Source organism: Chryseobacterium rhizoplanae, from assembly GCF_900182655.1.
Taxonomy (GTDB): domain Bacteria; phylum Bacteroidota; class Bacteroidia; order Flavobacteriales; family Weeksellaceae; genus Chryseobacterium; species Chryseobacterium rhizoplanae.
In genome coordinates this window covers 98,933-125,602 of the sequence record NZ_FXTC01000003.1, presented here as the reverse complement: position 1 = coordinate 125,602, position 26,670 = coordinate 98,933, and the positions used below count along the sequence as shown (strand labels likewise).

Annotated in this window: 23 protein-coding genes; all 23 read left to right on the top strand. The window is 32.7% G+C overall.

What is annotated here, in order from left to right:
• The first annotated feature begins 40 nt into the window (after positions 1 to 40).
• Entirely contained in the window at positions 41 to 499 is a 459-nt protein-coding gene (locus tag FN817_RS09180; RefSeq protein WP_142717669.1) for a regulatory protein RecX, read from the top strand.
• Positions 500 to 857: 358 nt separating this feature from the next.
• A complete protein-coding gene (locus tag FN817_RS09175; RefSeq protein ID WP_142717668.1) occupies positions 858 to 2,786 on the top strand; it encodes a polysaccharide biosynthesis protein in 1,929 nt (642 codons plus the stop codon).
• Positions 2,787 to 2,826: 40 nt separating this feature from the next.
• Positions 2,827 to 3,651, top strand: a complete 825-nt coding sequence (locus tag FN817_RS09170; protein ID WP_142717667.1) for a polysaccharide biosynthesis/export family protein — start codon at positions 2,827 to 2,829, stop codon at positions 3,649 to 3,651.
• Between the two features lie 6 nt (positions 3,652 to 3,657).
• Positions 3,658 to 6,054 carry a GumC family protein gene (locus FN817_RS09165; protein WP_142717666.1) on the top strand — a complete coding sequence of 799 codons (2,397 nt, stop codon included), beginning with the start codon at positions 3,658 to 3,660 and terminating at the stop codon, positions 6,052 to 6,054.
• Positions 6,054 to 7,349: a nucleotide sugar dehydrogenase gene (locus tag FN817_RS09160; RefSeq protein WP_142717665.1), complete on the top strand. Its 1,296-nt coding sequence runs from the start codon at positions 6,054 to 6,056 to the stop codon at positions 7,347 to 7,349. The genes FN817_RS09165 and FN817_RS09160 overlap by 1 nt, the downstream gene beginning before the upstream one ends.
• 6 nt (positions 7,350 to 7,355) lie before the next feature.
• On the top strand, positions 7,356 to 8,546 hold the full coding sequence (gene lhgO, locus FN817_RS09155) for an L-2-hydroxyglutarate oxidase (RefSeq protein WP_142717664.1): 1,191 nt from the start codon (positions 7,356 to 7,358) through the stop codon (positions 8,544 to 8,546).
• A gap of 35 nt (positions 8,547 to 8,581) precedes the next feature.
• Positions 8,582 to 9,706, top strand: a complete 1,125-nt coding sequence (locus FN817_RS09150; RefSeq protein WP_142717663.1) for a DegT/DnrJ/EryC1/StrS family aminotransferase — start codon at positions 8,582 to 8,584, stop codon at positions 9,704 to 9,706.
• A gap of 12 nt (positions 9,707 to 9,718) precedes the next feature.
• A complete protein-coding gene (locus FN817_RS09145; RefSeq protein WP_142717662.1) occupies positions 9,719 to 10,291 on the top strand; it encodes an acyltransferase in 573 nt (190 codons plus the stop codon).
• Positions 10,292 to 10,301: 10 nt separating this feature from the next.
• Positions 10,302 to 11,312 carry a Gfo/Idh/MocA family protein gene (locus FN817_RS09140; protein WP_142717661.1) on the top strand — a complete coding sequence of 337 codons (1,011 nt, stop codon included), beginning with the start codon at positions 10,302 to 10,304 and terminating at the stop codon, positions 11,310 to 11,312.
• A gap of 24 nt (positions 11,313 to 11,336) precedes the next feature.
• Positions 11,337 to 12,716 (top strand): polysaccharide deacetylase family protein, encoded by a 1,380-nt coding sequence (locus FN817_RS09135; RefSeq protein WP_142717660.1) that lies wholly within the window; start codon positions 11,337 to 11,339, stop codon positions 12,714 to 12,716.
• Positions 12,713 to 13,780, top strand: a complete 1,068-nt coding sequence (locus FN817_RS09130; RefSeq protein ID WP_142717659.1) for an ATP-grasp domain-containing protein — start codon at positions 12,713 to 12,715, stop codon at positions 13,778 to 13,780. The genes FN817_RS09135 and FN817_RS09130 overlap by 4 nt, the downstream gene beginning before the upstream one ends.
• Complete coding sequence (locus FN817_RS09125) at positions 13,750 to 14,493, top strand: PHP domain-containing protein (protein ID WP_142717658.1); 744 nt, start codon at positions 13,750 to 13,752, stop codon at positions 14,491 to 14,493. Before FN817_RS09130 ends, FN817_RS09125 begins: the two co-directional genes overlap by 31 nt.
• Positions 14,490 to 15,671 carry a lipopolysaccharide biosynthesis protein gene (locus tag FN817_RS09120; RefSeq protein WP_142717657.1) on the top strand — a complete coding sequence of 394 codons (1,182 nt, stop codon included), beginning with the start codon at positions 14,490 to 14,492 and terminating at the stop codon, positions 15,669 to 15,671. The genes FN817_RS09125 and FN817_RS09120 overlap by 4 nt, the downstream gene beginning before the upstream one ends.
• 13 nt (positions 15,672 to 15,684) lie before the next feature.
• On the top strand, positions 15,685 to 16,944 hold the full coding sequence (locus FN817_RS09115; RefSeq protein ID WP_142717656.1) for an O-antigen polymerase: 1,260 nt from the start codon (positions 15,685 to 15,687) through the stop codon (positions 16,942 to 16,944).
• The gene (locus FN817_RS09110; RefSeq protein ID WP_142717655.1) at positions 16,937 to 18,088 is read left to right on the top strand and encodes a glycosyltransferase; all 1,152 of its coding nucleotides are present in this window, start codon (positions 16,937 to 16,939) and stop codon (positions 18,086 to 18,088) included. The genes FN817_RS09115 and FN817_RS09110 overlap by 8 nt, the downstream gene beginning before the upstream one ends.
• A gap of 13 nt (positions 18,089 to 18,101) precedes the next feature.
• Positions 18,102 to 19,931, top strand: a complete 1,830-nt coding sequence (locus FN817_RS09105) for a glucosamine 6-phosphate synthetase (RefSeq protein ID WP_142717654.1) — start codon at positions 18,102 to 18,104, stop codon at positions 19,929 to 19,931.
• Between the two features lie 31 nt (positions 19,932 to 19,962).
• Positions 19,963 to 21,207 carry a hypothetical protein gene (locus tag FN817_RS09100; RefSeq protein ID WP_142717653.1) on the top strand — a complete coding sequence of 415 codons (1,245 nt, stop codon included), beginning with the start codon at positions 19,963 to 19,965 and terminating at the stop codon, positions 21,205 to 21,207.
• A 14-nt stretch (positions 21,208 to 21,221) separates the two neighbouring features.
• Positions 21,222 to 22,454 (top strand): glycosyltransferase family 4 protein, encoded by a 1,233-nt coding sequence (locus FN817_RS09095; protein WP_142717652.1) that lies wholly within the window; start codon positions 21,222 to 21,224, stop codon positions 22,452 to 22,454.
• An 88-nt stretch (positions 22,455 to 22,542) separates the two neighbouring features.
• Positions 22,543 to 23,667 carry an O-antigen ligase family protein gene (locus tag FN817_RS23520; protein ID WP_317129977.1) on the top strand — a complete coding sequence of 375 codons (1,125 nt, stop codon included), beginning with the start codon at positions 22,543 to 22,545 and terminating at the stop codon, positions 23,665 to 23,667.
• A 50-nt stretch (positions 23,668 to 23,717) separates the two neighbouring features.
• Complete coding sequence (locus FN817_RS09085; protein ID WP_142717650.1) at positions 23,718 to 24,320, top strand: sugar transferase; 603 nt, start codon at positions 23,718 to 23,720, stop codon at positions 24,318 to 24,320.
• Positions 24,321 to 24,329: 9 nt separating this feature from the next.
• Positions 24,330 to 24,923 carry an acetyltransferase gene (locus FN817_RS09080; protein WP_142717649.1) on the top strand — a complete coding sequence of 198 codons (594 nt, stop codon included), beginning with the start codon at positions 24,330 to 24,332 and terminating at the stop codon, positions 24,921 to 24,923.
• Between the two features lie 20 nt (positions 24,924 to 24,943).
• Positions 24,944 to 26,080, top strand: a complete 1,137-nt coding sequence (locus FN817_RS09075) for an aminotransferase class I/II-fold pyridoxal phosphate-dependent enzyme (RefSeq protein ID WP_142717648.1) — start codon at positions 24,944 to 24,946, stop codon at positions 26,078 to 26,080.
• Between the two features lie 14 nt (positions 26,081 to 26,094).
• Entirely contained in the window at positions 26,095 to 26,664 is a 570-nt protein-coding gene (locus FN817_RS09070) for a sugar transferase (protein WP_142717647.1), read from the top strand.
• Positions 26,665 to 26,670: the final 6 nt, after the last annotated feature.

Genomic DNA, 26,670 nt, shown 5'->3' with positions numbered 1-26,670 from the left:
ATATAAAGAATGGGCAAACTGCTCATTCTTTTTTTATTCAATGGAAAAGAAATCTTATACCTTCGAGGAAATCAAGCAGAAACTGGTGAACTACTGTGTTTACCAGGACCGCTGCCATGCAGAAGTGGAACAGAAGATGAGAGAATTTCTGCTTATTGATGAAGCCAAAGAAGAAATCATTTTATATCTCCTGAAAGAAAACTATCTGAATGAAGAAAGGTTTACACGAAGCTATATCAGAGGTAAATTTTACATTAAACACTGGGGGAAGACCAAAATTAAAATGAATCTGAAGCAAAAACAGATTTCAGAAAGGTTGATCAGCTCGTGCTTTGATGAGATAGATGATTCTGATTATGAGAAGACTATCAGGAAAATTTTTGAAGGATATTATTCTAAACAAACTGGTTTGAAAGAATATCAAAAAAAAACCAAGACTATAAAATATTTGATGAGTAAAGGTTTTGAATATGAGAAAATAATTGATATTTTTGAATAATATATTAATGAATTCCAAAAAACTTGACATATGACTTTTAACAAAAAAACAATCAGTTCAGTGAAAGAGGTTGATACATAAATATTTAATAATTATTTTAAAGATAAAACAGCTGAAATAAAGAATTTTTATAGATAAATATCGCCTTTATAAGACTTTATATGGTATGATTTTTGTCTGTGAGTTTTAGCTGTATCGTAATGAAATTGCTAGATTTCATAAATATAACATCAAATTTATTTTTGATTTCAACATATTGAAATAAATTTATTTTATTTTTGCATGATTGTATCGGAATTATCTTTGATCACAAGATCAGATATTACACATTAATTAAATATGAACACCAATATAGACAATGTACGATTCTCTTAGAAAAACAATATTTGGAGGGGATAATGTTGTCAATCTCTCAGACGTAAGATATCTTCCTAGATGGATAATTCTTGTAATAGACATTATTATTCTGGTTATATCTCTATTTCTTTCTACTTACATTATCGAAAAAATTACTAAACAGGAATTTATTTACCATGAAGATAAAAGCTTAATTTTTGCTTTTATTATTTTGGCGAATACTGTTTTTATGTATCTCTTCAAGACGTATGCCGGAATTATCCGCCATTCAACATTTATAGACTTATTTAAGCTTCTGATATCATGCTTTTGCACAATGCTGACTATCGGAACGATCAATATTCTTTACTTCTGGACTACAGGGGCCAAGTTTATACTTACTCCTTATCTGATCCTTTATTTTGTAATTTCATTTATGGGATTATTCCTTTTCAGATTATATGTGAAAGAATTTTTCCATATTGTAAGGGAATACAGAAGAAGCGCACTGAAAAAAAGAATTCTGGTATTAGGAATTGATGAACAATCAATTGCAATTGCACGTGCTATTCTTGATAATCCGAGCCTTCCTTATCAGGTAGTAGGTTTTTTAACTCAGAGAACAGATTCTAAAAGAGCATCTCTACTAGGAAAACCAATCTACGGAAAACAAAAAATAGAAGAAAACACCAAAGAAGATCTTATTATTGATGGTATTCTCATTGTTAAGGAGATGATGGCCAGAGATGAGATGAATGCGTGGGTGAATTTATTTTTAGAGAAGGATCTTAATGTCTTTAAGGCACCGTCAGTACAAAAGCTAAGAGACAGCGATCTGGGCGGGTCTATCAGAAATCTTCAAATTGAAGACTTACTGAATAGAAAGCCTATCAAAATTCAAAACGAAAAAGTCAAGAGCAGACATTATGATAAAACCGTATTAGTAACTGGTGGAGCAGGTTCCATAGGTAGTGAAATTGTAAGACAGGTTGCTAACTTTAATCCTTCTCTAATTGTCGTTCTGGATCAGGCAGAAACTCCTCTTTATGAAATTGAACTCGAAATGAGAGACAAGTTTCCTCATATTGCTTTCAAATTTGTTTTAGGAGATGTTTCTAATCATCACAGAATGGAATCTTTATTCCAGACCTATAAATTCTCGATGGTATACCATGCTGCTGCTTATAAGCATGTGCCTTTGGTAGAAGAAAATCCACACGAAGCAATTTTTGTTAATATATTAGGTTCTAAGATTGTTGCAAAATTGTCCAGCAAGTATAAAGTAAACAGGTTTGTAATGGTATCTACAGATAAAGCTGTAAATCCTACCAACGTTATGGGAGCTTCAAAACGAGCTGCGGAACTTTTTGTACAGTCGCTTCAAAATGTAGAAGGTAATGTTACCAAATTTATTACAACAAGATTTGGAAACGTATTAGGTTCTAACGGTTCCGTAATTCCTCACTTTAAAAAACAGATCGAAGCCGGAGGTCCGGTAACCATCACTCACCCGGAAATTGTAAGATATTTCATGACTATTCCGGAGGCATGTGAATTGGTACTTCAGGCTGGAACAATGGGAGAAGGAGGTGAGATTTTTGTCTTTGATATGGGTGAACCTGTTAAAATTCTTGATCTTGCGAAAAGAATGATCAAATTATCAGGATTCGAACCTAATATTGATATTAAGATCATTTATACAGGATTAAGGCCTGGAGAAAAGCTTTATGAAGAACTTTTAAGTGATGATGCGAAAACTCTTCCTACGCACAATGAAAAAATTATGATTTCTAAAGACCCTTCTATAGGATTTGAAGAAATAGAGATGCTTACCACACAAATTACAAAAGCTTCCCTTAGAAGAGATAAAGTAGAGGTAGTAAGGATTCTTAAGACAATAGTGCCGGAATTCCGAAGCAATAATTCAATCTATGAGGCCCTAGATAAATAGGAAAAAATATAAATGTATATTTGTACAATTTAACAATATAATGAAAGGAAAAATATTAGCAGTAATCTTGGTGTCCTCTTTAGTGATTTCCTGTAAAGTTAATCCCAATGCAAAGAATGATTTAAATTATATGCAGAATATAGAACAGGTTGCAATCAATGCTTCTGCTAAAAATTCTGCAAATACAATTCAAGCAGGGGATCAGCTGGTTATTCTGATCACAGCAAAGGATATGGATGTTGTAAAACCTTTTAATCAAAACTATTCTTCATCAGAACTTGTTCAAACCAATGCAGCAGCAGGAGGAAATACTCCTAATCAGGGTGCGACAATACTATCAGGTCCAACATATATTGTAGATGCCAATGGCGATATCGACTTTCCAATATTGGGAAAACTGAATACTTTAGATAAGAGTTTGACAACATTTAAAGATGAGCTAAGGGAAAAAATGACGAAATATGTCATTAACCCAACAGTTAATATGAGACTGTCGAACTTTAAAGTTACCGTATTAGGAGAAGTAAATAGACAAGGCGACTATACTATTGCAAACGGGCAGGCAACGATCTTAAATGCATTAGGGATGGCTGGCGATTTGACTCAGTATGGAAAAAGAAATGATATATTGGTGGTAAGAACAGAAAACGGGGTTGTTTCTCACGGCCGCATTAATCTTCATGATGCTAATTTAATTAATTCTCCATATTATAACCTGAAACAAGGGGATGCCATTATTGTTTCCTCAAACAATACAAAAGATGTTATGGCAAAACAAAACCCAAATACAGGTCTTTACCTGACAGCAATTTCTATCGGTATTACAGCCATAGCAGTAGTGGTAAGTTTATTTAATAAGAAATAAAAATTGATGGATAACCAGCGAACTTCACAATTTTCAGAAGACGAAAACGACACAAAGAGGATTAATGTTAGTGAAATTTTAAAACCATATATCCGAAGATGGCCTTGGTTTATTATAAGCGCATTTATTGCTCTCGTAATAGGCTATATTTCATTGAAATTTATGGTTCCTGTATATGGGGTACAGTCTACAATTCTTATCAAGGATGCTAAAAATTCTTCTTCATCAGTAATGGCAAACGATTTGGGAGTCTTACCTGATTTATCAGGAATTGGAGGTCTTAAAACCAATAGTATAGCCAATGAAATAGAAGTTTTGAAGTCAAAAAAAATGATGAGTGAAGTTATCAGCAGTTTAAGTCTTCAAACTAATATTACAGCAAAAGGAAAGATCAGAACCCTAGAGTTATATAAAGAAACTTCCCCTGTAGAAGTGAGAGTAATTGGAGAGAAGAAAGATAAAGGTGCTATAAATACAATTCTGCTTGCAATCAATGGAGAGAAGTTAACTTTGACTGGTGAAAGCCTTAAAAAAGATATTGTAACAACTTATGGTAAAACAATAAGTTTACCGTTTGCCAACATTATAATAACAAAAAACCCAAAATTTAACTCTGCAGAAGTTAAAGGCATAAACATAAACAATCTGGTACTTCAGATATCTTCTCTGGAAGCTGCTGTAAATAGCCTTCAAGGGCCGCTTAATGTTGATCTTGTCAATAGAGAAACTACTGTACTAAAACTTGCATATCAATATCCTCAGATAGCAAAAGCAAAAGATATTATCAATAGCCTGGTAATAGCTTATAACAATGATGCTATTGTAGATAAAAATTCAGAATCAAAAAAGACTTTAGATTTTATTGAAGATAGAATTAAAAAATTATCAGGAGAGCTGGGGGAAGTTGAAAATCAGAAAGAAAGTTTTAAATCGAAAAATAACCTTACTGATTTAGAAACGGAAGCTAAAATTAATTTAGAAAGTTCTGCAGCAGCCAGAGCTAAGCAACTGGATGTGGATGCTCAATTGGAACTTACAACAGCTCTTATAGGCTATGTTTCTAAACAAGGACAGTATCAGGTTCTGCCCGCAAATGTAGGACTGAATAATCCCGAAGCAATATCAGGGATATCTGGATATAACCAACTTGTTTTACAGAGAAACAGATTACTTGAATCTGCTACACCGGAAAACCCTACTGTGGTAGATGTTACAAAACAAATAAACGCAATGCGTAGTTCTATTATGCAGACTCTCCAAAGAAATAGAGTGGGGCTGGAACTTGCAAAAAATGAATATTTAGGAGAACAAAATAAAGTTTCCGGGAAAATATCCAAACTTCCTTCTATCGAAAAAATGTTCAGAAGTATAGAAAGACAGCAGCAGATTAAAGAAAATCTGTACTTGCTTTTACTTCAAAAAAGAGAAGAGACTGCTATTGCACAATCTATTTTAGCTCCAAAGGCAAAAGTCCTGGATGCTGCATATGCTTCACCAGCAGCAATTTCTCCAAAGACCAATGTTATTTTGACGGTTTATTTAGTAGCAGGTTTGTTAATTCCTTTTATTATTATTTATTTAACGTTACTTTTCAATAATAAAATTGTTACTAAACATGACCTTGAAAAGCTTGTACATGCACCTATTATTGCTGAATTACCAAGTCTTGAAAAAGGAGATTCTGAGATCGTAAAAACGAATGATATTACTCCGATGGCGGAAGCATTTAGAATTCTTATTACCAATATGAATTTCATGCTTTCAAAAGATGGAAAAGGAAAAGTTGTATTTGTTACTTCTACAGTAAAAGGAGAAGGAAAAACGTTTACTTCTGTTAATTTAGCTTTGACATTGGCTAATCCTAAGAAAAAAGCAATTATCATAGGATCTGATATCAGGAATCCTCAGCTTCAAAGATATAATCCTGCAAGAAAAGGACTTACCGGACTTACAGAGTATCTTTATGATGACAATACTAAACTTGAAGATATTGTTCATGTATCATCTTTTAATCCTTATCTGGATGTAATTTATTCAGGAATGATTCCTCCTAATCCGACAGAATTGTTATCCAATGGTCGTTATGAAATCTTACTAAGCGAGTTGAAAGATAAATATGAATATATTATTCTGGATACCGCACCATTGCTTCTTGTTACAGATACATTCCTTATTGCTGAACTTTCTGATATTACAATTTATGTATCCAGATCTAAATACACAGAAAAGTCATTATTAGAATTTGCAAATAGTAATATTGATCAGAAAAAAATCAAAAATGTTGGATTCGTACTTAACGATGTAAATAGAGAAGATTTAGGATATAGTAACAAATACGGTTATGGATATAACCAACATACAGAACAATCTTGGTTTCAAAAAATAAAAAATAAACTTAGTTAATGACAACAACATATAAAATAGCGGTTATAGGCCAGGGTTATGTAGGTCTTCCTTTATCTCTTGAATTTGCAGATCACTATCCTGTCTTTGGATTTGATATCAATACACAGCGTGTTGACCAGCTTAACAACGGAAAGGATATAACGCTTGAAGCAGATGTTGATAAATTAAATAACGGACTGAAAAAATATAATGAATCTAATGGTTCTTTAGGCTACAAGGCAACAAGCCTGTTGTCTGACATTTCCGAAGCTAATGTATTCATTGTAACAGTTCCTACCCCTATTGATAAATACAATGCCCCGGATCTGAATCCATTGATTTCTGCCTCAAAAATGTTGGGCGAAATTATCAAAAAAGGAGATATTGTTATCTATGAATCTACAGTCTTTCCAGGATGTACAGAGGAAGAATGTGTACCCGTTCTTGAAAAATATTCAGGACTTCAGTTTAACGAAGACTTTTTTGTAGGGTATTCTCCGGAGAGAATTAATCCGGGAGATAAAGTGAATACGCTTACCAGTGTTAAAAAAGTAACTTCAGGTTCTACGGAAAAGATTGCCGAAGAAGTGGATAATCTATATAAGAAAATCATTACAGCTGGAACGCACAAAGCACCCAGCATTAAAGTAGCAGAAGCCTCAAAAGCTATTGAAAATGCACAAAGAGACGTTAATATTTCTTTTGTTAACGAATTAGCTTTAATTTTCGATAGAATAGGAATCGATACCAATGATGTATTGGAAGCTGCAGGTACAAAATATAATTTCCTTAAATATAAACCGGGATTAGTAGGAGGACATTGTATCTCCGTAGATCCATATTACCTTGCACACAAGGCAGAGCAGTTAGGATACCACCCGGATGTTATTTTATCCGGAAGACGTGTAAACGATTCTATTGCTAAGTTTGTTGCAGCCAAAGTAGTGAAGCTTCTTATTGCAAAAGGTGGAGTGATCAAGAATTCTAATGCTTTGATTTTAGGGGTTACGTTCAAGGAAAACTGTCCGGATGTCAGAAATACTAAAGTTGTCGATATTTACAGAGAACTTGCTGATTACGGAGTAAATGTAGATATTTATGATCCGTGGGCGAGCAAAGAGGAAGTAAAACATGAATATGGAATTGATATTCTGGATACCCTGCAGGAAGGGAAAAAGTATGATTCTTTAATTATTGCAGTATCTCATAATGAGTTTCTGGAAATGGATATGGATCAGCTTAAAAAAGAAAATGCTGTGGTTTTTGATACCAAGGCATGTTTAGACAGAAATCTGGTGGATGCAAGACTGTAACAGATAATGAGCTATGATATTATAATCATTGGTGCAGGTTTGGTAGGATTGGCTACGGCCTATCAGACTAAGCTGAAAAATCCTGATTCTAAGATTTTAATTTTAGAAAAAGAAAACGATGTTGCATTACACCAATCGGGACACAACAGCGGCGTAATCCATAGTGGGATTTATTATAAACCAGGCAGCCTAAAAGCAAAAAACTGTATCGAAGGATATAATTCAGTCATTAATTTTGCCGAGAAACACGGAATAAGATACGACCTTTGCGGTAAAATAATTGTAGCTACCTCACAGGAAGAATTACCCCTTTTAGATAATATTTATAAAAGAGGTATTGAAAACGGTCTGCAAAACTTAAAATACCTTTCAAGAGAAGAATTCCGTGAAATTGAACCTCACTGTGAAGGTATAAGAGCAATAAAAGTGCCACAAACCGGAATTATTGATTATCCGGGAATAGCAAAAAAAATAAAAGAACTTTTTGAAGAATTAGGAGGAGAAGTAAGATTCAACAATGAAGTAAAGAATATCATTGATAAAGGATCTGAAATTATTGTAAACACCAATATTTCCGAATTTAAAACCAAAAAGCTGATTTCCTGTGCAGGACTCTATTCTGATAAGATCACCAAAATGACCAACGAAAAAAACGATGTGGTCATTATTCCGTTCAGAGGAGAATATTATAAAATTAAGGATGAAAAAAAATATTTGGTAAAACATCTTATTTACCCGGTTCCTGACCCTAGTTTTCCGTTCCTTGGAGTACATTTTACCAGAATGATTGATGGTAATATCGAAGCTGGTCCTAATGCTGTTCTGGCTTTCAAGAAGGAAGGATACCATTTTTTCGATTTCAATTTTAATGAAACTATGCAGACCATGCTATGGCCTGGATTTAGGAAAATTGTAGCGAAATACGGGAAAACAGGAATGGGAGAAATGCACCGTTCACTTTCCAAATCCGCGTTTACAAAAGCCTTACAGAAACTTTTACCGGAAATACAGGAAAATGACCTCGTAGCAGGAGGCTCAGGTGTAAGAGCTCAGGCTTGTGACAGAAATGGAGGATTAATTGATGATTTTGATATCGTGAAAAACGGAAACATTATTCACGTAAGAAACGCACCCTCTCCGGCAGCCACTTCCTGTCTTTCTATAGGAAATAAGATCAGTGAGCTTATTGTGAATTAAAATGCACCTCTACGTGCACTCAAAAAACTAAAGATATGAAAATTCAAATGGTTGACCTTAAAGGTCAATACCTGAAAATAAAAGAAGACGTAGATGCCGGTATCCAGGAATGTATAGACCATACAGCATTTATTAACGGTCCTGCTGTAAAAGAATTTCAACAGGATTTCGAAAAATACTTAGGTGTAAAACATGTTATCCCTTGTGCTAACGGAACAGATGCCCTTCAAATTGCCATGATGGCACTTGATCTGCAGCCTGGTGACGAAATTATCTGCCCGGCTTTCACTTACGTAGCTACTGCTGAAGTTATTGGTCTTTTAGGATTAAAACCCGTAATGGTAGATGTAAACGAAGATACTTTTGATATTGAACTTGAGGATTTACAAAAATATCTGACACCTAACACCAAAGCAATTGTTCCTGTTCATTTATATGGCCAAAGTGCCAATATGGAAAAGATTCTTGAATTTGCAGAAAAGCACAATCTTTTTGTTATAGAAGATAATGCTCAGGCAATAGGTTCCGATTATACTTTTTCTGATGGAACTGTCAAAAAAACAGGAGCTATCGGCCATATCGGGTGTACCTCATTTTTTCCGTCAAAAAATCTGGGTTGCTACGGTGATGGAGGGGCGTTAATGACGAATGATGATGATCTGGCTTTAAAAATCAGAATGATTGCCAACCATGGTCAGGAAAAGAAATACTATCATAAAGTTTTAGGCTGTAATTCCAGATTAGATACAATTCAGGCAGCTGTTTTAAAAGTTAAGCTCAAACATTTGGACGAATACTCAGCTGCCAGAAACAGGATGGCTGACTATTATGATAAAAATCTTGCTGGTATTGGCGAAATTCAAACGCCTAAAAGAGCTGAAAACTCTACCCATGTATTCCATCAGTATACCCTTAGGGTGAAAAATGGGAAAAGAGATGACCTACAAAAATATTTGGCAGAAAAGAATATTCCAAGTATGATTTATTATCCTTTACCCCTTTACAAACAAGAAGCTTTTCTTCAATATGTGGAAGAAGGTTTTAGTCTTCCTGTTACGGAGCAGCTTTGCACCGAAGTAATTTCCCTTCCTGTACATACAGAATTTGATCAGGAAGTATTGGATGTTATTGTTACAGAAATTAAGAATTATTTTAATTAATATAAAGCAGATATGTCAGATTTTTTTGCACACGAAACAGCTGTTATTGATGAAGGTTGCCAGATAGGGACCGGAACGAAAGTTTGGCATTTTTCACACCTTATGACCGGATGCGTTTTGGGAGAAAAATGTAATATAGGACAAAACGTTGTTATTTCTCCAAAAGTAGTTTTAGGAAAGAATGTAAAAGTTCAGAATAATGTTTCTATCTATGAAGGAGTAACATGTGACGATGATGTCTTTTTGGGTCCTTCAATGGTTTTTACCAACGTAATAAATCCAAGAAGTGCTGTAAACAGAAAGAATGAATATCTGAAAACACATGTGGGAAAAGGTGCATCTATAGGTGCTAATGCAACTATTGTCTGTGGACACAATATAGGTCAGTATGCCTTTATTGGAGCAGGAGCTGTAGTTACAAAAGAAGTACCGGATTATGCATTGGTGGTAGGGAATCCTGCCAGACAAATGGGGTGGATGAGCGAATTTGGACAAAGGCTTCAATTTGATGCAGGAAATATTGCTGTTTGTGAAGAAAGTGGAGAAAAATACAAGTTAGAAAACAATAAAGTTTCAAAAATTTAAAAACATACAAATGAGTGAAAAAATAAAGTTTGCAGTCGTTGGCTGCGGGCATATCGGAAAAAGACATGCCGAAATGATCTCAAGAAATGAGGAATGCGAATTGGTTGGATTGATTGATGTTAAAGATAAATCTGTACTGGGCATTGAAAATTATGAAGTTCCCTTTTTTGCATCACTCGATGAATTCTTAGCTTCCGGAATTGAAGTAGATGTTATTAATATTGCATCCCCAAACGGATTCCATTTTGAACAATCTTATAAAGTGATCGATGCCGGAAAGCACGTTGTGGTAGAAAAGCCAATGGCTCTGAAAAAACAACATGCTGAAAAACTTATTTTTCAAGCATTGCACAAGCATAAGCAGGTGTTTGCAGTGATGCAAAACAGATATTCACCGCCTTCTGCATGGGTAAAAGAAATGGTAGAGAGCGGAAAACTGGGAAAAATATATATGGTTCAGCTTAATTGTTACTGGAACCGTGATGACCGATATTATAAACCGGAATCATGGCATGGAAAGAAAGATCTTGATGGAGGAACTTTATTTACACAGTTTTCTCATTTTATAGATATTATGTACTGGTTATTCGGTGATATTACCAATATTCAGGCAAAATTTGCAGACTTTAATCACGAAATGCTTACAGATTTTGAAGATTCAGGTTTCGTGAGTTTTGATTTTGTAGACGGAGGAATGGGATCATTAAACTATTCTACTTCGGTATGGAATCAGAATCTTGAAAGTTCTATGACAATCATTGCAGAACATGGAGCAGTGAAAATCGGAGGACAATACATGGATAAAGTAGAAGTTTGTAATATAAAAGACTATGTAATGCCGGAATTAGCTCCAACGAATCCTGGAAATGATTATGGTGCTTATAAAGGATCTGCAGCCAATCACCACTACATCATTGAAAATGTTGTGGATGTACTGAAAGGAAGAAATACCATTACAACCAATGCTCTGGAAGGATTGAAAGTGGTGGATATTATTGAGAGAATATATGATAAAAAGTAGACAATTTTCATAATAGCTTAAATTTTGGTAACAAGTAATTATTTCTCAGAAATACTTTCCGATAATCAGCTGCAAGATTGGGTGGGTAATATTTTTAGAGAGAGATTTGATGTAAATGTCCAGGTTAAGTTCTCTGAGGACCGCTTTTGTCTGATTTTTTCTAAAAACAGTCATTTTGTAACGATTAACTTTACAAATAACGGTAGACAAGCATTTTTCAATAAAGAAAAAGTCTTCAGTTATGTGTCTGGAGAATCTATTTCAAAAACAGCAGGGCTGGAAATTCCAAATGAAAATTTAGTTTTATTTGGAGTTTCGGAAATAGACTGGTTTATCAGGAAAGAAAATAATGTTTTTACAATAAATTATGACTTCGTATCATACATGATATGGTCTCTCAATAGATTAGAGGAATATGGAGTGAATTCTGAAGATAAACATTCCAGATTTGAGCTGAAAAACTCACATTTATTTAAGGATGAATTATACCTGAGGCCAATAGTTGATGAGTGGGTCTATTTTATTGGAAGTATACTTTTAGCCTCTGAAATTGATTGTAAACAAAATACGTTTTCTTATGAAGTAAGCCACGATGTAGATAAAATATCAAGATATATTAGTGTTCCGAAAATTAAATTTATTGCCCTTTTTCTTATAGATTCCGTAAAAAGACCAAAATTGGCTATTTCTTATCTGATGAACAGAAAATCTTTTTTTGATAATGAGGCTTCAAATACATTTGATTGGCTTATGGATGTTTCAGAGAAACACGGTATAATCAGTAAATTTTATTTTATTCCAGCCAATACCTCTTTCAAATTTGATTTTAGATACAACTATACCAGTTTTGTAAAGCGTCTTATAAAAAAAATTAATGATAGAGGCCATGAAGTAGGTATTCATTATAGTTACAATGCATCATCAAAATTTAATATTAAGACAGAGTGGATGAAGCTCAGAAAAATTTTGTCTGAATTGAACATTCCTACAGAAATGGGAGGTAGAATGCATTATTTAAGAATTAATTTTCTCGAAACACTAAGACAAATTTCTACAGTTGGGCAGAAGTATGATAATACTCTAACCTTTTATGAAACAGGTGGTTTTAGATGCGGAACATGTTTCCCCTATAAACCATTTGATATCTATAACAAATCAATTTTAAATGTAGAAATAAGACCTCTGATTATAATGGAAGGAAGTGTCCTGGATTATTCTAAAATAAGAATAGATGATGATAAAGCTCTTAATTACGTCAAAAAAATAGTTCTTCAGTGTTATAAAGTGGGTGGGAGATTTTCATTACTTTGGCACAATGATGAATTTGAGAATGAAAAAAAGAAAGAGCTATACTGGCAGATCCTCGAATTTTGTTCAACCCTGAATAATACAAAGCAAGTATGAGAATTTTGATAACGGATGCAAATTACAAAAACTCTATAGCAATACAGCGGGAATTGTATAAAGACAATATGCATGAGGTTTTTGCTACAGATAAGGAAGCCGTTTTTTTTACTAAAAGATTGGGATATTGCAAAGATTATATTGTGGGGAATTTGGAGGAATCAGTCAAACAGATTAACCCCGAATTTATAATTCCTGTAGGGAGCGAAGCTGTAAAGATATGCTCTGAAAAATATAGGGAATTATGTTTAATACCTACAAAAGAGAGTCTTGAAATAGCATTAAATAAAGATAAAATGCTAATTTTGAACTCTCTTAGTAATGTAAATTATCCTGAATGTAAATTATTTTCAAATCTGGAGGAATTAAGACTATACAGTAGAGATAAGAATTGTGTTGTTAAATCAAGTAATGAAAGCTTAGCCAAATTTGATCCGTTATATGTAAAATTAGGTTCTGAATCCGAATTTGAAAAAATAGAAAAATACTTGTCAGGGGGAGTAAAACTATTAATGCAAGAGCAGGTGTCAGGAGTAGGCAGAGGCTTTTTTTGTATTGCTAAAGAAGGTAAAATCATTAGCTATTACATGCACCAACGTATTAGAGAAATACCAATTACCGGAGGATCTAGTACAGCTGCCAAGTCTATTTTTTGTGAAAAAATGTTTTATATATCTAAACAAATTATAGAATATTTAAATTGGTCCGGCCCATTAATGATTGAGTATAAATATGATGAGACAAAACAGCAATATTATTTAATTGAGTTAAATCCCAAATTTTGGGGTTCATTAGATTTATCTTATGTCGTAGGACTCAATTTTGGAAAAACCTTGATTGAAGCTTATTCAAATAAGGTGGAAGAACAAATTGAGAAAAAATATGAAGTTGAAAAAAAGTTCTTCTGGGTTTTAGACGGAGATCTTTTGGTTTTGCTTAAAACAGGAAAACTATATAAAATAAAAGAATATTTTTATAAGGATTCTTATACGAATTTGTTTGAAAACTTTTTCGTCGATTCAATCAAATTAATATGGACCATAAAGAAAATTTTCTCAAAGTAAATAAAATGAAAAAGGGAATTTTTCATTTTCACAGTACCTATTCCTATGATGGAATAAATACGATTGAAAAAATAGTTAAAACAATAAAAGATAAAAAACTTGATTTTGTTGTTTTAACTGATCATGAGACCATAAAAGGAAGTTTAGAGCTTCAAAGAAAAATAAAAGAACAAAATCTGAATGTAGAGATACCTACTGCTGCAGAATATAAAACGGATCGGGGAGATGTAATTGCATTAAATATAAAGAATGAAATTACAGATATGAAATGGGAAGAGTTTTATAAAAATGCAAAAGAACAAAATGCAATACTGATTTTACCTCATCCATACGACGGGCACACCCAAATAGAAGAGCTGGCACAAGCTGTTGATGTTATAGAAGTATTTAACGCCAGATCATCAGTCATTAATAACTACAAGTCTTATCTGTTGGCTCTAAAATATAAAAAACCGGTAATCTGGAGCTCTGATTCTCATATTCCTCAAACTCTCTTAAATGTAGTGGTAGGATATGAAAAAAAAGATTTGAAATTTCATGAAGCATTAACGAATGGCGAAATTGCCCCATTATTTCTTAAAAAAAGTTCAGTATCAGATATTTTTTTATCACAACTTAAAAAAGCGTATGTGAACAAAAATTTTAAATTGTTTATATATATTGTATATAAAACTCTTTTTAAGAGAACTAAAGAAGATTATTTAAATTTATGAAAAGAAAAATAATATCTTTTTTAGGGAGCAATATATTATCTCAATTAATATTACTGATTGCAGTTCCATTAACAGGAAGGATTTATTCTGATTACGAAATTGGAGTACTTTCCTTTATCTTATCAATTTCAGCCCCATTAGCATACTTTTATACTTTGTCCTACAACAAAGCAATTATGTTACCAGCAAAGAGCGAAGAATATAGTATGCTATATGCTGTTTCTATTTTTTTAAGTATAACCATCTCATTAATTTCCTTTTTCGTTATACTTATTTCAATGTTATTTTTTGATATAGATTCCTATTTTTTAATTGTACCATTAGTTGCATTTAGTCAATCTTTATATAGTGCATCAAAAGATATTCTTATAAAAAAAGGCTTGTTGAATATTGTCAGTAAATCAATGATACTAAACTCTGTGTTTGCAGTTATCATCATACTTTCCGGTTACTATATAAAATTATCATACTGGGTTTTGATATTATCTTATGTGATACCTAATTTTTTGGCGACTCTATTTATATTATTTTATATCAAAATACAAAGAAGAAATTTTGTTTACAGAGAGTTTTATAACATTATAATAAAATATAAGTCCTTTCCATTGCATCAGATGCCAGCTTATTTTATTAATACTTTTAATGCAGAGCTGCCTAGTTTCTTTATAAAGCATTATTTTGGAGAAGCTATTCTGGGAAATTATTTTATGGCTTCTAAAATTGTGAATAAACCATTAAGTTTAATATCTGAAAGCTTGAATGGGTTAATTTACAAGGATTTGTCAGAAACCAATAAAACTAAACTTAATAAGAAAATGAATACTTATGTTGGATTATTATTTTTAGTTGCCTTGTTATTTGCTATAGTATATTTAATTTTTGGTGAATATTTTTTCTCTTTATTTTTTGATATTAATAAATGGAGAAAAGCCTTCGATATGAGTAAAATAATAATTTTTACCACTATTATTTCTGCATCATTTTCTCATTACTCAAGCGGAGTATTGGTTAAGCGGAAAAATAAAATTTTTCTCGTTTGGGAGGTAATTACTACTTTGGTTTTGCTTGTTTCATTTTTTTTAGGAAAGAGTTCTACAATAGATTTATTTATATGGATTTATGTGGGAGTAATTCTATTTAGATATTTATTACTTTCTTTACTGTTTAATAAGTCTTGATTTGTTTGTTGCTATGAAGTATTTTACATTACTAATATTTTTTATTATATATAAATTATCTTTAGATTATCTCTATGTTAATTCAATATCTGTACATTACGGATATCTTGGTTATGTAAGAGAATTTAGTCATACAATTAACAATCTTTCATACGTTGCTATATTATTTTATACTTATTTTTTTAAAAAGATTTTAGAGAAAGATACTCCTGCAAGTTTAATTCTTATGGTAATATATCTCTTATACTTTTTACCGAATTTAACTTTTTGCGTATATACCAATAATTTTGAGTTCTTTTTGTATAGTGTTATATACTGTGCCATGCTCTTTTTGTTTTATATAAGATATGGAAAAGTGAAATATTATAAAATTTTTGACAATTCTCAATCGATGATTTTGTTTAAAATTTTGCTATACACAGTGGTGCTGATGATGATTGTTTTCTCCGTCATATATAATGGTTTTAATATTAAGTTTGACTTTGAAGAAGTATATGAAATACGGGCAAAAGTCAGTGAATTAAATATGCCGTCGTTTATCAATTATCTCCGCCCGATAGCAAGTATGTTTATTACCATTTCTTTTATGTATTATCTGATACAAAAAAATGTTTTTCTGAGCTGTGTATTTTTCTTCTTTGGCTTAATGATGTATTCCTTTGGTGCACATAAGACAGATTTTGTATTGTTAATATTGACCATACTTATTTACTTTTTTTATAAGAAAGAATATAATAAGTATCTCCTGCATGCATTTATCGGCTTCAATCTTATTTTGATATTTTTTGTCGAATTTGGAAGTGAGAGTGTTCAGATCAGTATTGCCGGTCTTTATTCAAGAACCTATTTTACACCTACGCTATTAGCCTATTTTCATTATGATTACTTTTCTACTCATGAATTACTTTATCTCAGAGAGCATTTCGGGCATTGGTTTGAAACCACTGTAAATCATAAGAATAATTCTCCTTATATAATAGCAGCAACCTATTTTAATGACCCGGATATGTCTTCCAATACAGGTTTGATTGGAAGTGATTACGCACAATTTGGATGGGTTTCTCTACTGGTATTTCCACTTTTGAGAGCTTTTTTCTTTAGAGTATTTGATATGTCAAGCTTTAAATTAGATGCAAGAATATATTTGATTTCTAGTTTTTCTTTCGGAGCCCTATTTATCAATGGAGCTTTTTTTACAGCACTTATTTCAGGTGGGTTTTTAGCCGTTTGCTTTTTACTTTATTTAATGCCTAGATATAAAAAAAATGAATAAAAAAATACTTCATCTTTCACCTACAGATATCCGATATGACAGTAGGATATTAAAAGAGCTGAAGGCTGTCCGGAAAATCGAAAATACCACCTTGGTTGCTTATGGCATTGATGATTCTGAAGGACATAAATACGAAACAGAACATATGCCTTTTATTAAGGTGTTCAATATCGCTACAAAAAATCTGAAATTTTTACCAAGACCTGTCAGATATTTTCTTAATCTTATAGAGGCATTTATTAGAATGGTTTTCCCTGGGATCAAATATAAACCGGATATCATTCATTGTCATGATACCCTGTATTTGCCCATAGCTAAAATGATCAAATTATTTTGTGGATCAAAACTGATCTATGATGCCCATGAACTTGAATCAGACAAGGCAGGCCAATCAAAAATACTTTCAAAGTATACTCTTTTTATTGAAAAAATATTATGGAAAGATATTGATATCCTGATTAGTGTGAGCCCTTCAATTATTGATTGGTATGATGAGCATCTTGGGAAAAAGGAAAGTGTATTAATATTAAATTCTCCTTTGCTTGATCCTTCTCAAAAAGAAAACATTAAAAATAATTATCTCAGGGAAAAATTTAATATTCCTGAAGGGAAAAAAATATTTTTATACCTGGGAATAATAAGTGAAGTAGGAAGAGGTGTAAATTTGTATCTGGATGTTTTCCAAAGAAAAGAAGTAGATTCCCATATTGTTTTTATTGGTTATGGTGAATATGTTGATGAAATTAAAAAAATAGCACTCAATAATGATAATATTCATTATCATCCGGCGGTTCCGCATCATCAGGTCGTAGAGGTGTCTACCTCTGCAGATGTAGGACTTTGTCTGGTGGAAGCTGTCTCTTTAAGTGACTATTATTGCTTACCGAATAAATTATTTGAATATGCCTTTTCAGAATTATATATTTTAGCATCAGATTTTCCTGATATCAAAAAAATTGTTGCTGAATATAATTTAGGAAAATGTAGTAGCTTGAACGCTGAAAATTTATTTGAAATTGTAAAAGATGTTGAGCATTTAGATTTGAATAATAGGGTGAAAAAAGATCTTTACCCGCTTAGCTGGAACTTTCAGGAAAGTGAGCTGCTAAAAATGTATAATAATATTTTAAAAAATAAAGAATAAATAATAAAGACAAATGTGTGGAATTTTTGGAGTCGTATCAAAGACTCATATCAACAAGCAGAAGTTTCAAACTCTGGTAAAACATTCTGAGCAAAGAGGAGTGGACTCCAGTGGTTTGATCTATTATCAAAATAATCACTATAAGGTAAACAGAGCAGATTATAGTATTGAAAAATTACTGAACAAAGTACAGCCGTATAATAATAATATTGTACTGGGACATAGTAGGTTAATTACCAATGGTCTGGGGGATAACCAGCCTGTGGTGAGAGGAAATATATGTGCTATACACAACGGTATCATTGTAAATGAAGATGAAGTTTGGAATAAATTATCAGTAAGCAGACAGCTGAAGATTGATTCCGAGGTTATTGTAGCCATTGCAGAAGAATTTCTTAATAATAAGGAGAACAAAATTGAAGATCTTCCTAAAGAAATACTTTCCTTATGTAAAGGGGTTGTTGCGTGTGCCCTTGTGTTGCCGGAAATAGGAAAGTTGCTTCTTTTCTCCAATAACGGAAGTTTATACGTGGGGTATAATGAAGATAAAACTTATTTTGCTTCAGAGAATTATGGGCTTAAAATTATTGGCTGTGAGAATATCAGTCAGATAAAAGATGAAGCTATGATTCTTGACATCCCTGTTTCAGGAGAAAAATTGGATATTGTAGATGAGAAAAGCAGAGTAGAAAATTTGATTCCTGAATTTAAATTTAATACAATTGAAGAAGGCTTACTGGAATACAAAAAAATAAACATCAAGAGATGTACAAAATGTATACTGCCGGAAACAATGCCTTTTATAAAATTTGATGAAGCAGGAGTATGCAATTACTGTAAAAATTATAAACCAAGAAATAATCCGAAACCGAAAGAAGAATTATTCAAATTGGTTGAGCCATACAGAAGAAAAGGAAAAGAATTAGACTGTATCGTTCCTTTTTCAGGAGGTAGAGACAGCTGTTATGGATTACACCTTATTGTAAAAGAGCTGGAAATGAAACCTGTAACGTATACCTATGATTGGGGAATGGTAACAGATCTTGGCCGAAGAAATATCAGCCGTATGTGTGCGGATCTTGGGGTAGAAAATATTATTGTTGCAGCAGATATCTCACTCAAAAGAAAGAATATCAGAATGAATCTTGAAGCATGGCTTAAAGCTCCGCATTTAGGAATGATGGCAATGCTTACAGCAGGAGATAAACATTTCTTCAGATATGTAGAAGATATCAAGAAACAAACGGGAATCAACCTTAATCTTTGGGGGGTGAATCCATTGGAGGTAACTCACTTTAAGACAGGATTTCTAGATATTGAACCTGATTTTGAAGAAAAAAGAGTATACAGCCATGGTGCTATGAAACAGCTGAGATACCATTCTAAAAGATTCAGAGCGATGATGCAGAGTCCGGGATATTTCAACAGCTCACTTTGGGATACTCTTTCAGGAGAATATTACCGTAGCTTTACTGATAAGCAGGATTATTATCATATTTTTGATTACTGGAGATGGGATGAAGAGCAGGTAGATGATACTCTTTTAAATCATTATGATTGGGAAAAAGCAATAGACACCACTACTACCTGGAGAATTGGAGATGGTACGGCAGCTTTTTATAATTATGTATATTATACCGTAGCCGGCTTTACAGAACATGATACATTCAGAAGTAATCAGATCAGAGAAGGACAAATGACAAGAGAAAGAGCTTTAGAACTTGTCGAAATAGAGAACGCTCCACGTTATCAGAACATCAGATGGTATCTTGATACTTTAGGACTGGATTTTGAACGTGTGATAAAAATCGTTAACAATATTCCAAAATTGTATAAGCAATAATTGATACTAATTATTAAATGCCTATTTATAGATGAAAAATTTATTAATTTATAAACTGAGGTTTATTTTTATTTATTTGTTTTGTACCATCAGCATTTGTCCGGTGGTACAAGCATCTGTAAATAAAACTTCATTAATATCGGTTGAGCCTGTTTTCAGACAGCAAAATCTGAAAACGACAGAAATCGTTACTCTCATCAACCATTACAATGATATTTTTGCTTCCGAAACAAAAATGGCAAATTGGCCCAATGCAGCTTATGATTGTGCCGCTTTTTTATATATTCCTATACAATATGGTTATGATACGAAAAATCAGGAAATTATAAAAAGACTGCAGGTGCTTTTTACTTATGAAAGGCTGCTTACCATAAAGAATAGAGCAGATATAGATGATTTAAGTAAAAGAACTTTCTATTTTACAGTTTCCGAATATCTTAGAAGAAGTGGCATACGTGGCGATGCAGAAAAGACCAAAATGTTTAATTTCATCAAAAAAGAGATATTAAACTATTGGAACAATGCCTATGCAAATATTTGGGAAGCAGAATCCAGGAAATTCTATGGAGTAAAACAGAGAGTAGAGTTTTTGCTGACGGGTGAATATAATGGAGATATGAGCTATTATAGTGCATTTACTGATCTTGAGCTTTATATTATGGGAACAGGAGTTAGTCTTTCACTTATAGAAAAAGATGCCTCGCTTACCGCTACAAGGGATTTGATAAACATTAGAAACTCTTTTTATCAGGTAATGCAGAAAAAAGTAGTATTCCAGGATAATGTATGGTATCTTCAGCCCAATGTCTGGAAAGATCACCCTAATTTTCAGGATGTGGTATTAAAAAAGAATCAAAATGTTAATTGGGATGCGTCTCATTTTTCAAGAATGCCGGCTTATCTCCATATTCTGAAATTAGCATTTCAGTCTGATACTACAAAATTTCAATATTTAGATAAACTTAATACCCTGCTTTCAAGGCAATTATTGAATAATATTGCAATGTATAACCCTAAAGATGGGATTTACACCTTCAATAATTTTGTCGATGGGAATAACAGTAATTTTAGAAGTAATCTTAAAAAAGGAGATAAGGGATTATCACCTTCTGAAGATTATACCCATATTTTTTATGGATGGTGGAAGATGTTGAATACGAACGAAGTAAATATGATGTATGATAAAATTTCACTTAAATATTCATATTATTCCAATCAAAATCCTTATATCAATGATAATAAAGGGTATTTTCAAGAAATTGTAAATTTAAAATAAACACATACTTACTGATGAATATCTGGCTGATTTCCAAATATGCCTCACCACCGCAATACGCAAAAGTTCCATCACGTTTGTTTTATCTGGCAAGAGAATTTAAAAGACAGGGGAATAATACCCTCATGATAACTTCAGATTCTAATCATTTTACCCATTGTCCTGAAACTGACAAGATCTATAATGATGAAGAACAGGATGGGGTGGCAATAAGATGGATTAAGACAAAAAAATATACTAAAACAGCATCTATAGACAGGATTTTATCGTGGTTTGATTTTGAAAGAAAGCTATTTTCTATGAAACTTTCCGGGATGACAAAACCTGATGTGGTTATTGTTTCATCACTTTCTATTTTTACTATTATTTATGGTTATTATCTGAAAAAGAAATTTGGCAGTTTTCTGGTTTTTGAAATCCGTGATATCTGGCCTTTAACGATGACAGAAGAGGCCGGTTTTTCCAAATCACATCCCCTTGTTTTACTGATAGGATTTATAGAAAAGTTTGGATACAAGAAAGCTGATCTGGTTGCAGGAACAATGCCGAGGCTGGATTTACACGTAGAAGAATTACTCGGATATAAAAAACCTTTTCATTGCTCACCATTAGGATTTGATCCTGAAAACTATTCTGAAGACTTCCTGAAAGAAAAAAATCCGTTTTCGGAGATAATACCATCAGACAAAGTAATCATTGGCTATGCCGGAAGTATGGGAGTTACCAATGCGTTGGAACCTTTTATTGAAACCATACAGATGATGAAGGAAGATCGTAATATCCATTTTGTACTTGTTGGAAGTGGTGATCTCAGAGAATCTTACGAAGAACAGTTAAAAGATTGTTCCAATGTTACATTTTTACAAAGAATCCAGCAAAGTGAAGTTAAATATTTTCTTGATGCTTGCGATATTCTGTACCTATCTACTAAAGATTCAAAAGTGTGGGACTATGGACAATCCATGAATAAAGTAGTTGAATATATGTTGGCTGCAAAACCAATTATTGCTTCGTACACCGGATATCCTTCGATGATTAATGAAGCAGATTGTGGAAAATTTATCAATAGCACATCTGCAGAGGATATCAAAGATGCAATTTTGTATTATGCCCAAATGAGCTCAGAAGAAAGAATTGCCATAGGTGATAAAGGCAGAAAATGGATTTTTGAAAACAGAACGTATCCTGTGTTGGGAAAAGAATACATGGATGCTATTTTATTTCATTCCCTAAAGCAAAAGAAGTAGCTTTGCACTGGCTGAAATAAAAAAATAGGCAATTTTGAAAATTACTATTAATAATAATTTCATTGATAAACTATTCCTGTTGTCTGTTATGGTGGGAAATACTATCGCCATTTCTTTTGCAAAACCTTTGGGAATGGACCCCAGGAATTTTTCTGTTCCCTATAGAATATTAATCATTTTGTTTTCTTTATTGATTATCTATAAAGAAAGAAGAAATATTAATCTTAAAAATGTTTCAATAATAAGCCTTGTTGGATTCTGGATTTTTTATATCATCAAGCTTATCTATTCGTTTAATAATTATCCTTTTAATCAGGAAGTACTATTATCAGAGAATGAAGACATCTTCAGGATCTTATTTATAGTACTTTTACCAAGTTTTGCATTATTATGTATTAATTACAATAAAGTCGATTTCAAGAGCATAACAAATTATTCTATCACTATTTTATGCGGTCTTCTCATTGTAAACTATATATATGGTTTTATCACATTAGATCATATTTTTAGTACATATTATATCATGTACGGACATATTGGCGCCTCATTATTTATCATATCGTTATTTCTAATTCTGTTTTGTAAAAAAGATTATAACTCATTTTTTTTATTTTTCTGTCTTTTTTTAGGTCTCTTCAATGTGATTCAGTCTATGGCGAGAAGTCCGTTATTAGCTGTTTTTGTGTGTTCTTTTTACATGATTCTTTTAAAAGGAAATAAAAAATATCTGTTATATATGATTACATTGGTTTTGTTATTCATAGGCTTGGTTATTTTACATGAATATTATGGAAACGAGCAAATAACAAGCTTTAACAGAATGTATAAATGGGTTGCACATGGTGATACATCGGGAAGAGAACCATTATACAGCAGAGCTATTGAAATCTTTAATTCAAATCGTTTTTTAGGGGGAAGGATTTTATATGAGGACGGTGTTCATCCGCATAACATCTTTTTAGAGCTTTTAATGGCTACGGGTATTTTAGGATTAATTATTTATTTCCTAAAGTTTTTACCTGTTTTAAAAAATGCTGCCTTATTTTGGGAAATTCAAAAGGGAAATATATACTATAAACTGATTTTTGCGTTATTTTTGCAATACTTTACCTTAGTACAGACTTCCTGCAATCTTTTCAATATACCGGAATTTTTGTACTTTAGCTCAATAATTATAGGTATTGGTTATACAGCAAAAACACAGGAAATTTAAAAAAATATTTATAAAAAGTATATGATGATTGATACACTTAATTTCTAAAAATGTACAAAAATTATTTAAAGAGGATTTTCGACTTTGTAATTTCTCTCATAGGAATTACCTTTCTACTACCCATTTTTCTTATTGTAATGATTGGATTGTTTATTTCCAATAATGGTAAACCCTTTTTCTTTCAACAGAGACCTGGCAGAAATGGTAAGATATTTAAAATTATAAAGTTTAAAACAATGAATGATAAAAAGGATTCTAACGGAAACCTTTTATCAGATGCAGAAAGACTAACAGCAATAGGATCTTTCGTCCGTAAAACATCTTTGGATGAAATTCCACAATTAATCAATGTTTTGAAGGGAGATATGTCACTTATCGGACCAAGACCTCTTCTGGTTCAGTATTTACCTTTATATAATCAACATCAGGCCAGAAGACATGACGTGAGACCAGGAATTACAGGTTGGGCACAGGTAAATGGTAGAAATGCAATATCGTGGAACCAAAAGTTTGATTACGACGTATGGTATGTAGAAAATATATCATTGATGTTAGATGTAAAAATCTTCTTTTTAACCGCTAAAAAAGTTTTTATAAGAGAAGGAGTTTCTGCTGACGGACATGTAACCATAGAACCCTTTCAGGGAAATTAATTGATCGTTATGTATTTATTTGGAGCAAGTGGACACGGAAAAGTAATTGCAGATATTGCAATGGCTAATGACATAAAGATTAAGGCATTTATTGATCAGGATATCACTAAAAATGAATGCTATGGATTTCCTGTATTGAATAATTTACCTGAAGATAAAGAAAAACTGATTATTTCAATCGGAAATAATTCTACCCGAAAAAAAATATCGGAACAAATTAAACATGAAATAGGTATCTTAATACACCCAAAATCTGTAATTTCTCAGTCTGTAAAGATTGAATCGGGAACAGTAGTAATGGGCGGTGTAGTGATTAATGCTGATACCACTGTTGGTAAACACTGTATCATCAATACCAATGCCTCTGTAGATCATGATTGTATGATTGAAGACTTTGTTCATATTTCACCCAATTCGGCACTTGCAGGAGGAGTGGAAATTGGAGAAGGTTCTCAGATTGGAATCGGAGCTTCGGTAATACAAGGAATTAAAGTAGGAAAATGGTGTGTAATAGGTGCCGGAGCGGTAATTATTAATGACATCCCTGATTATTCAGTTGTAGTGGGCAATCCCGGTAGAATTATTAAGAAAAATATTATATAAACAAATTACTAATCAAAAATATGAATACTAAAATCTGGTTGTCTTCACCCCATATGGGAGGTAACGAACAAAAATATATCAATGAAGCATTTGAAGAAAACTGGGTAGCACCATTGGGACCTAATGTTGACGGACTTGAAAAAGATCTGGAGCAGTTTTTGGGCGAAAATGCAAAAGTTGCCGTTCTTTCAGCAGGTACCGCAGCATTACACCTTGCACTTATTGAATGTGGAGTAGAGCATGGTGATGAGGTCATCTGCCAGTCAATGACTTTCTCAGCATCAGCCAATCCTATTGCTTACTGTGGAGGAACTCCTGTTTTTGTAGACAGCGAGCCTGATACCTGGAATATGTGTCCAAAAGCTTTAAGAGAAGCCGTTGAAGACAGAATTCAAAAAGGAATAAAACCTAAAGCTATCATTGTAGTTCATTTGTATGGGATGCCTGCAAAAATGGACGAAATTACAGCTATTGCTCAGGAATTCCAGATTCCTGTTATAGAAGATGCCGCAGAAGCTCTTGGTTCTACTTACAAAGGACAGGCTTGTGGAACATTTGGACGTTTTGGAGTATTAAGCTTTAACGGGAACAAAATTATTACCACATCAGGAGGAGGAGCTTTGGTTTGCCACACTCAGGAAGATAAAGATAAAACGGTTTTCCTTTCTACTCAGGCAAGAGACAATGCACCTCATTACCAGCATTCACATATTGGTTTCAACTACAGAATGAGCAATATTGTTGCAGGAATAGGAAGAGGGCAGATGGAAGTACTTAAAAATAGAGTGGAAGCGCGTAGAGCAATGCATGATTTCTATTTTGAGACTTTCAAAAATATTGAAGGAGTGACCGTATTCTCTGAGCCTGGAAATGATTTTTATTCAAATCACTGGTTATCTGCCATTATTGTTGATCCGCAGGTTACAGGAAAAAACAGAGAAGGTTTAAGACTTGCATTTTTAGAAGATAATATAGAATCAAGACCACTTTGGAAGCCTATGCATCTACAGCCGGTTTTTGAATCTTCTCCTTATTACGGAGGAAAAATTTCCGAGAATCTTTTTGATAACGGATTATGTCTTCCATCAGGGTCTAACTTGTCAGATGATGACAGAGAAAGAATAGCAACCGTCATCCGTAGCTACTTTGGAGCTTAATATCATTGCATTTAATGAATCAGTACAAATATTGGAAAGTTGTTTTTGATTTTATCTTAGCGGTAATATTGATCCTCTTTCTTATGCCGGTACTGATTATTTTATTTGTGGTTGCAAGTCTTGATACATCATCAAATGGAATTTTTTTTCAGACCCGGATAGGACAGCATGGAAAGCCATTTACCATATATAAATTTAAAACAATTCATGATAACAAAAGAATATGCTCCAAAATAGGGCAGACCCTCAGGAAATTTAAATTTGATGAATTTCCCCAGTTATTTAATATTTTAAAAGGTGATATGAGTTTTGTGGGCCCCAGACCAGATATTGAAGGGTATTACGATAAACTTGCCGGAGCAGATAGAAAAGTTCTGGAATTAAAACCAGGGTTAACCTGTGAAGCAAGCATTAAATACAGGGACGAAGAAAATCTTCTGAACAACCAGGAGAATCCGTTGAAGTATAATGATGAAATATTATTTCCGAACAAAGTAAAAATGAATCTTGATTATTTTGAAAATATGTCTTTCAAAAATGATACAAAGATTTTATTTAAAACAATAATAACCATATTGAAATAGAGTTTT

Excerpts from the sequence above, each read along its gene's own strand:
- FN817_RS09175 (WP_142717668.1), top strand. The coding sequence starts at position 858 with ATGTACGATTCTCTTAGAAAAACAATATTTGGAGGGGATAATGTTGTC.
- FN817_RS23520 (WP_317129977.1), top strand. The coding sequence starts at position 22,543 with ATGGTGGGAAATACTATCGCCATTTCTTTTGCAAAACCTTTGGGAATG.
- FN817_RS09085 (WP_142717650.1), top strand. The coding sequence starts at position 23,718 with ATGTACAAAAATTATTTAAAGAGGATTTTCGACTTTGTAATTTCTCTC.
- lhgO (WP_142717664.1), top strand. The coding sequence starts at position 7,356 with ATGAGCTATGATATTATAATCATTGGTGCAGGTTTGGTAGGATTGGCT.
- FN817_RS09145 (WP_142717662.1), top strand. The coding sequence starts at position 9,719 with ATGTCAGATTTTTTTGCACACGAAACAGCTGTTATTGATGAAGGTTGC.
- FN817_RS09070 (WP_142717647.1), top strand. The coding sequence starts at position 26,095 with ATGAATCAGTACAAATATTGGAAAGTTGTTTTTGATTTTATCTTAGCG.
- FN817_RS09075 (WP_142717648.1), top strand. The coding sequence starts at position 24,944 with ATGAATACTAAAATCTGGTTGTCTTCACCCCATATGGGAGGTAACGAA.
- FN817_RS09150 (WP_142717663.1), top strand. The coding sequence starts at position 8,582 with ATGAAAATTCAAATGGTTGACCTTAAAGGTCAATACCTGAAAATAAAA.
- FN817_RS09080 (WP_142717649.1), top strand. The coding sequence starts at position 24,330 with ATGTATTTATTTGGAGCAAGTGGACACGGAAAAGTAATTGCAGATATT.
- FN817_RS09140 (WP_142717661.1), top strand. The coding sequence starts at position 10,302 with ATGAGTGAAAAAATAAAGTTTGCAGTCGTTGGCTGCGGGCATATCGGA.
- FN817_RS09105 (WP_142717654.1), top strand. The coding sequence starts at position 18,102 with ATGTGTGGAATTTTTGGAGTCGTATCAAAGACTCATATCAACAAGCAG.
- FN817_RS09120 (WP_142717657.1), top strand. The coding sequence starts at position 14,490 with ATGAAAAGAAAAATAATATCTTTTTTAGGGAGCAATATATTATCTCAA.
- FN817_RS09165 (WP_142717666.1), top strand. The coding sequence starts at position 3,658 with ATGGATAACCAGCGAACTTCACAATTTTCAGAAGACGAAAACGACACA.
- FN817_RS09160 (WP_142717665.1), top strand. The coding sequence starts at position 6,054 with ATGACAACAACATATAAAATAGCGGTTATAGGCCAGGGTTATGTAGGT.
- FN817_RS09170 (WP_142717667.1), top strand. The coding sequence starts at position 2,827 with ATGAAAGGAAAAATATTAGCAGTAATCTTGGTGTCCTCTTTAGTGATT.
- FN817_RS09180 (WP_142717669.1), top strand. The coding sequence starts at position 41 with ATGGAAAAGAAATCTTATACCTTCGAGGAAATCAAGCAGAAACTGGTG.
- FN817_RS09130 (WP_142717659.1), top strand. The coding sequence starts at position 12,713 with ATGAGAATTTTGATAACGGATGCAAATTACAAAAACTCTATAGCAATA.
- FN817_RS09110 (WP_142717655.1), top strand. The coding sequence starts at position 16,937 with ATGAATAAAAAAATACTTCATCTTTCACCTACAGATATCCGATATGAC.
- FN817_RS09125 (WP_142717658.1), top strand. The coding sequence starts at position 13,750 with ATGGACCATAAAGAAAATTTTCTCAAAGTAAATAAAATGAAAAAGGGA.
- FN817_RS09100 (WP_142717653.1), top strand. The coding sequence starts at position 19,963 with ATGAAAAATTTATTAATTTATAAACTGAGGTTTATTTTTATTTATTTG.
- FN817_RS09095 (WP_142717652.1), top strand. The coding sequence starts at position 21,222 with ATGAATATCTGGCTGATTTCCAAATATGCCTCACCACCGCAATACGCA.
- FN817_RS09115 (WP_142717656.1), top strand. The coding sequence starts at position 15,685 with ATGAAGTATTTTACATTACTAATATTTTTTATTATATATAAATTATCT.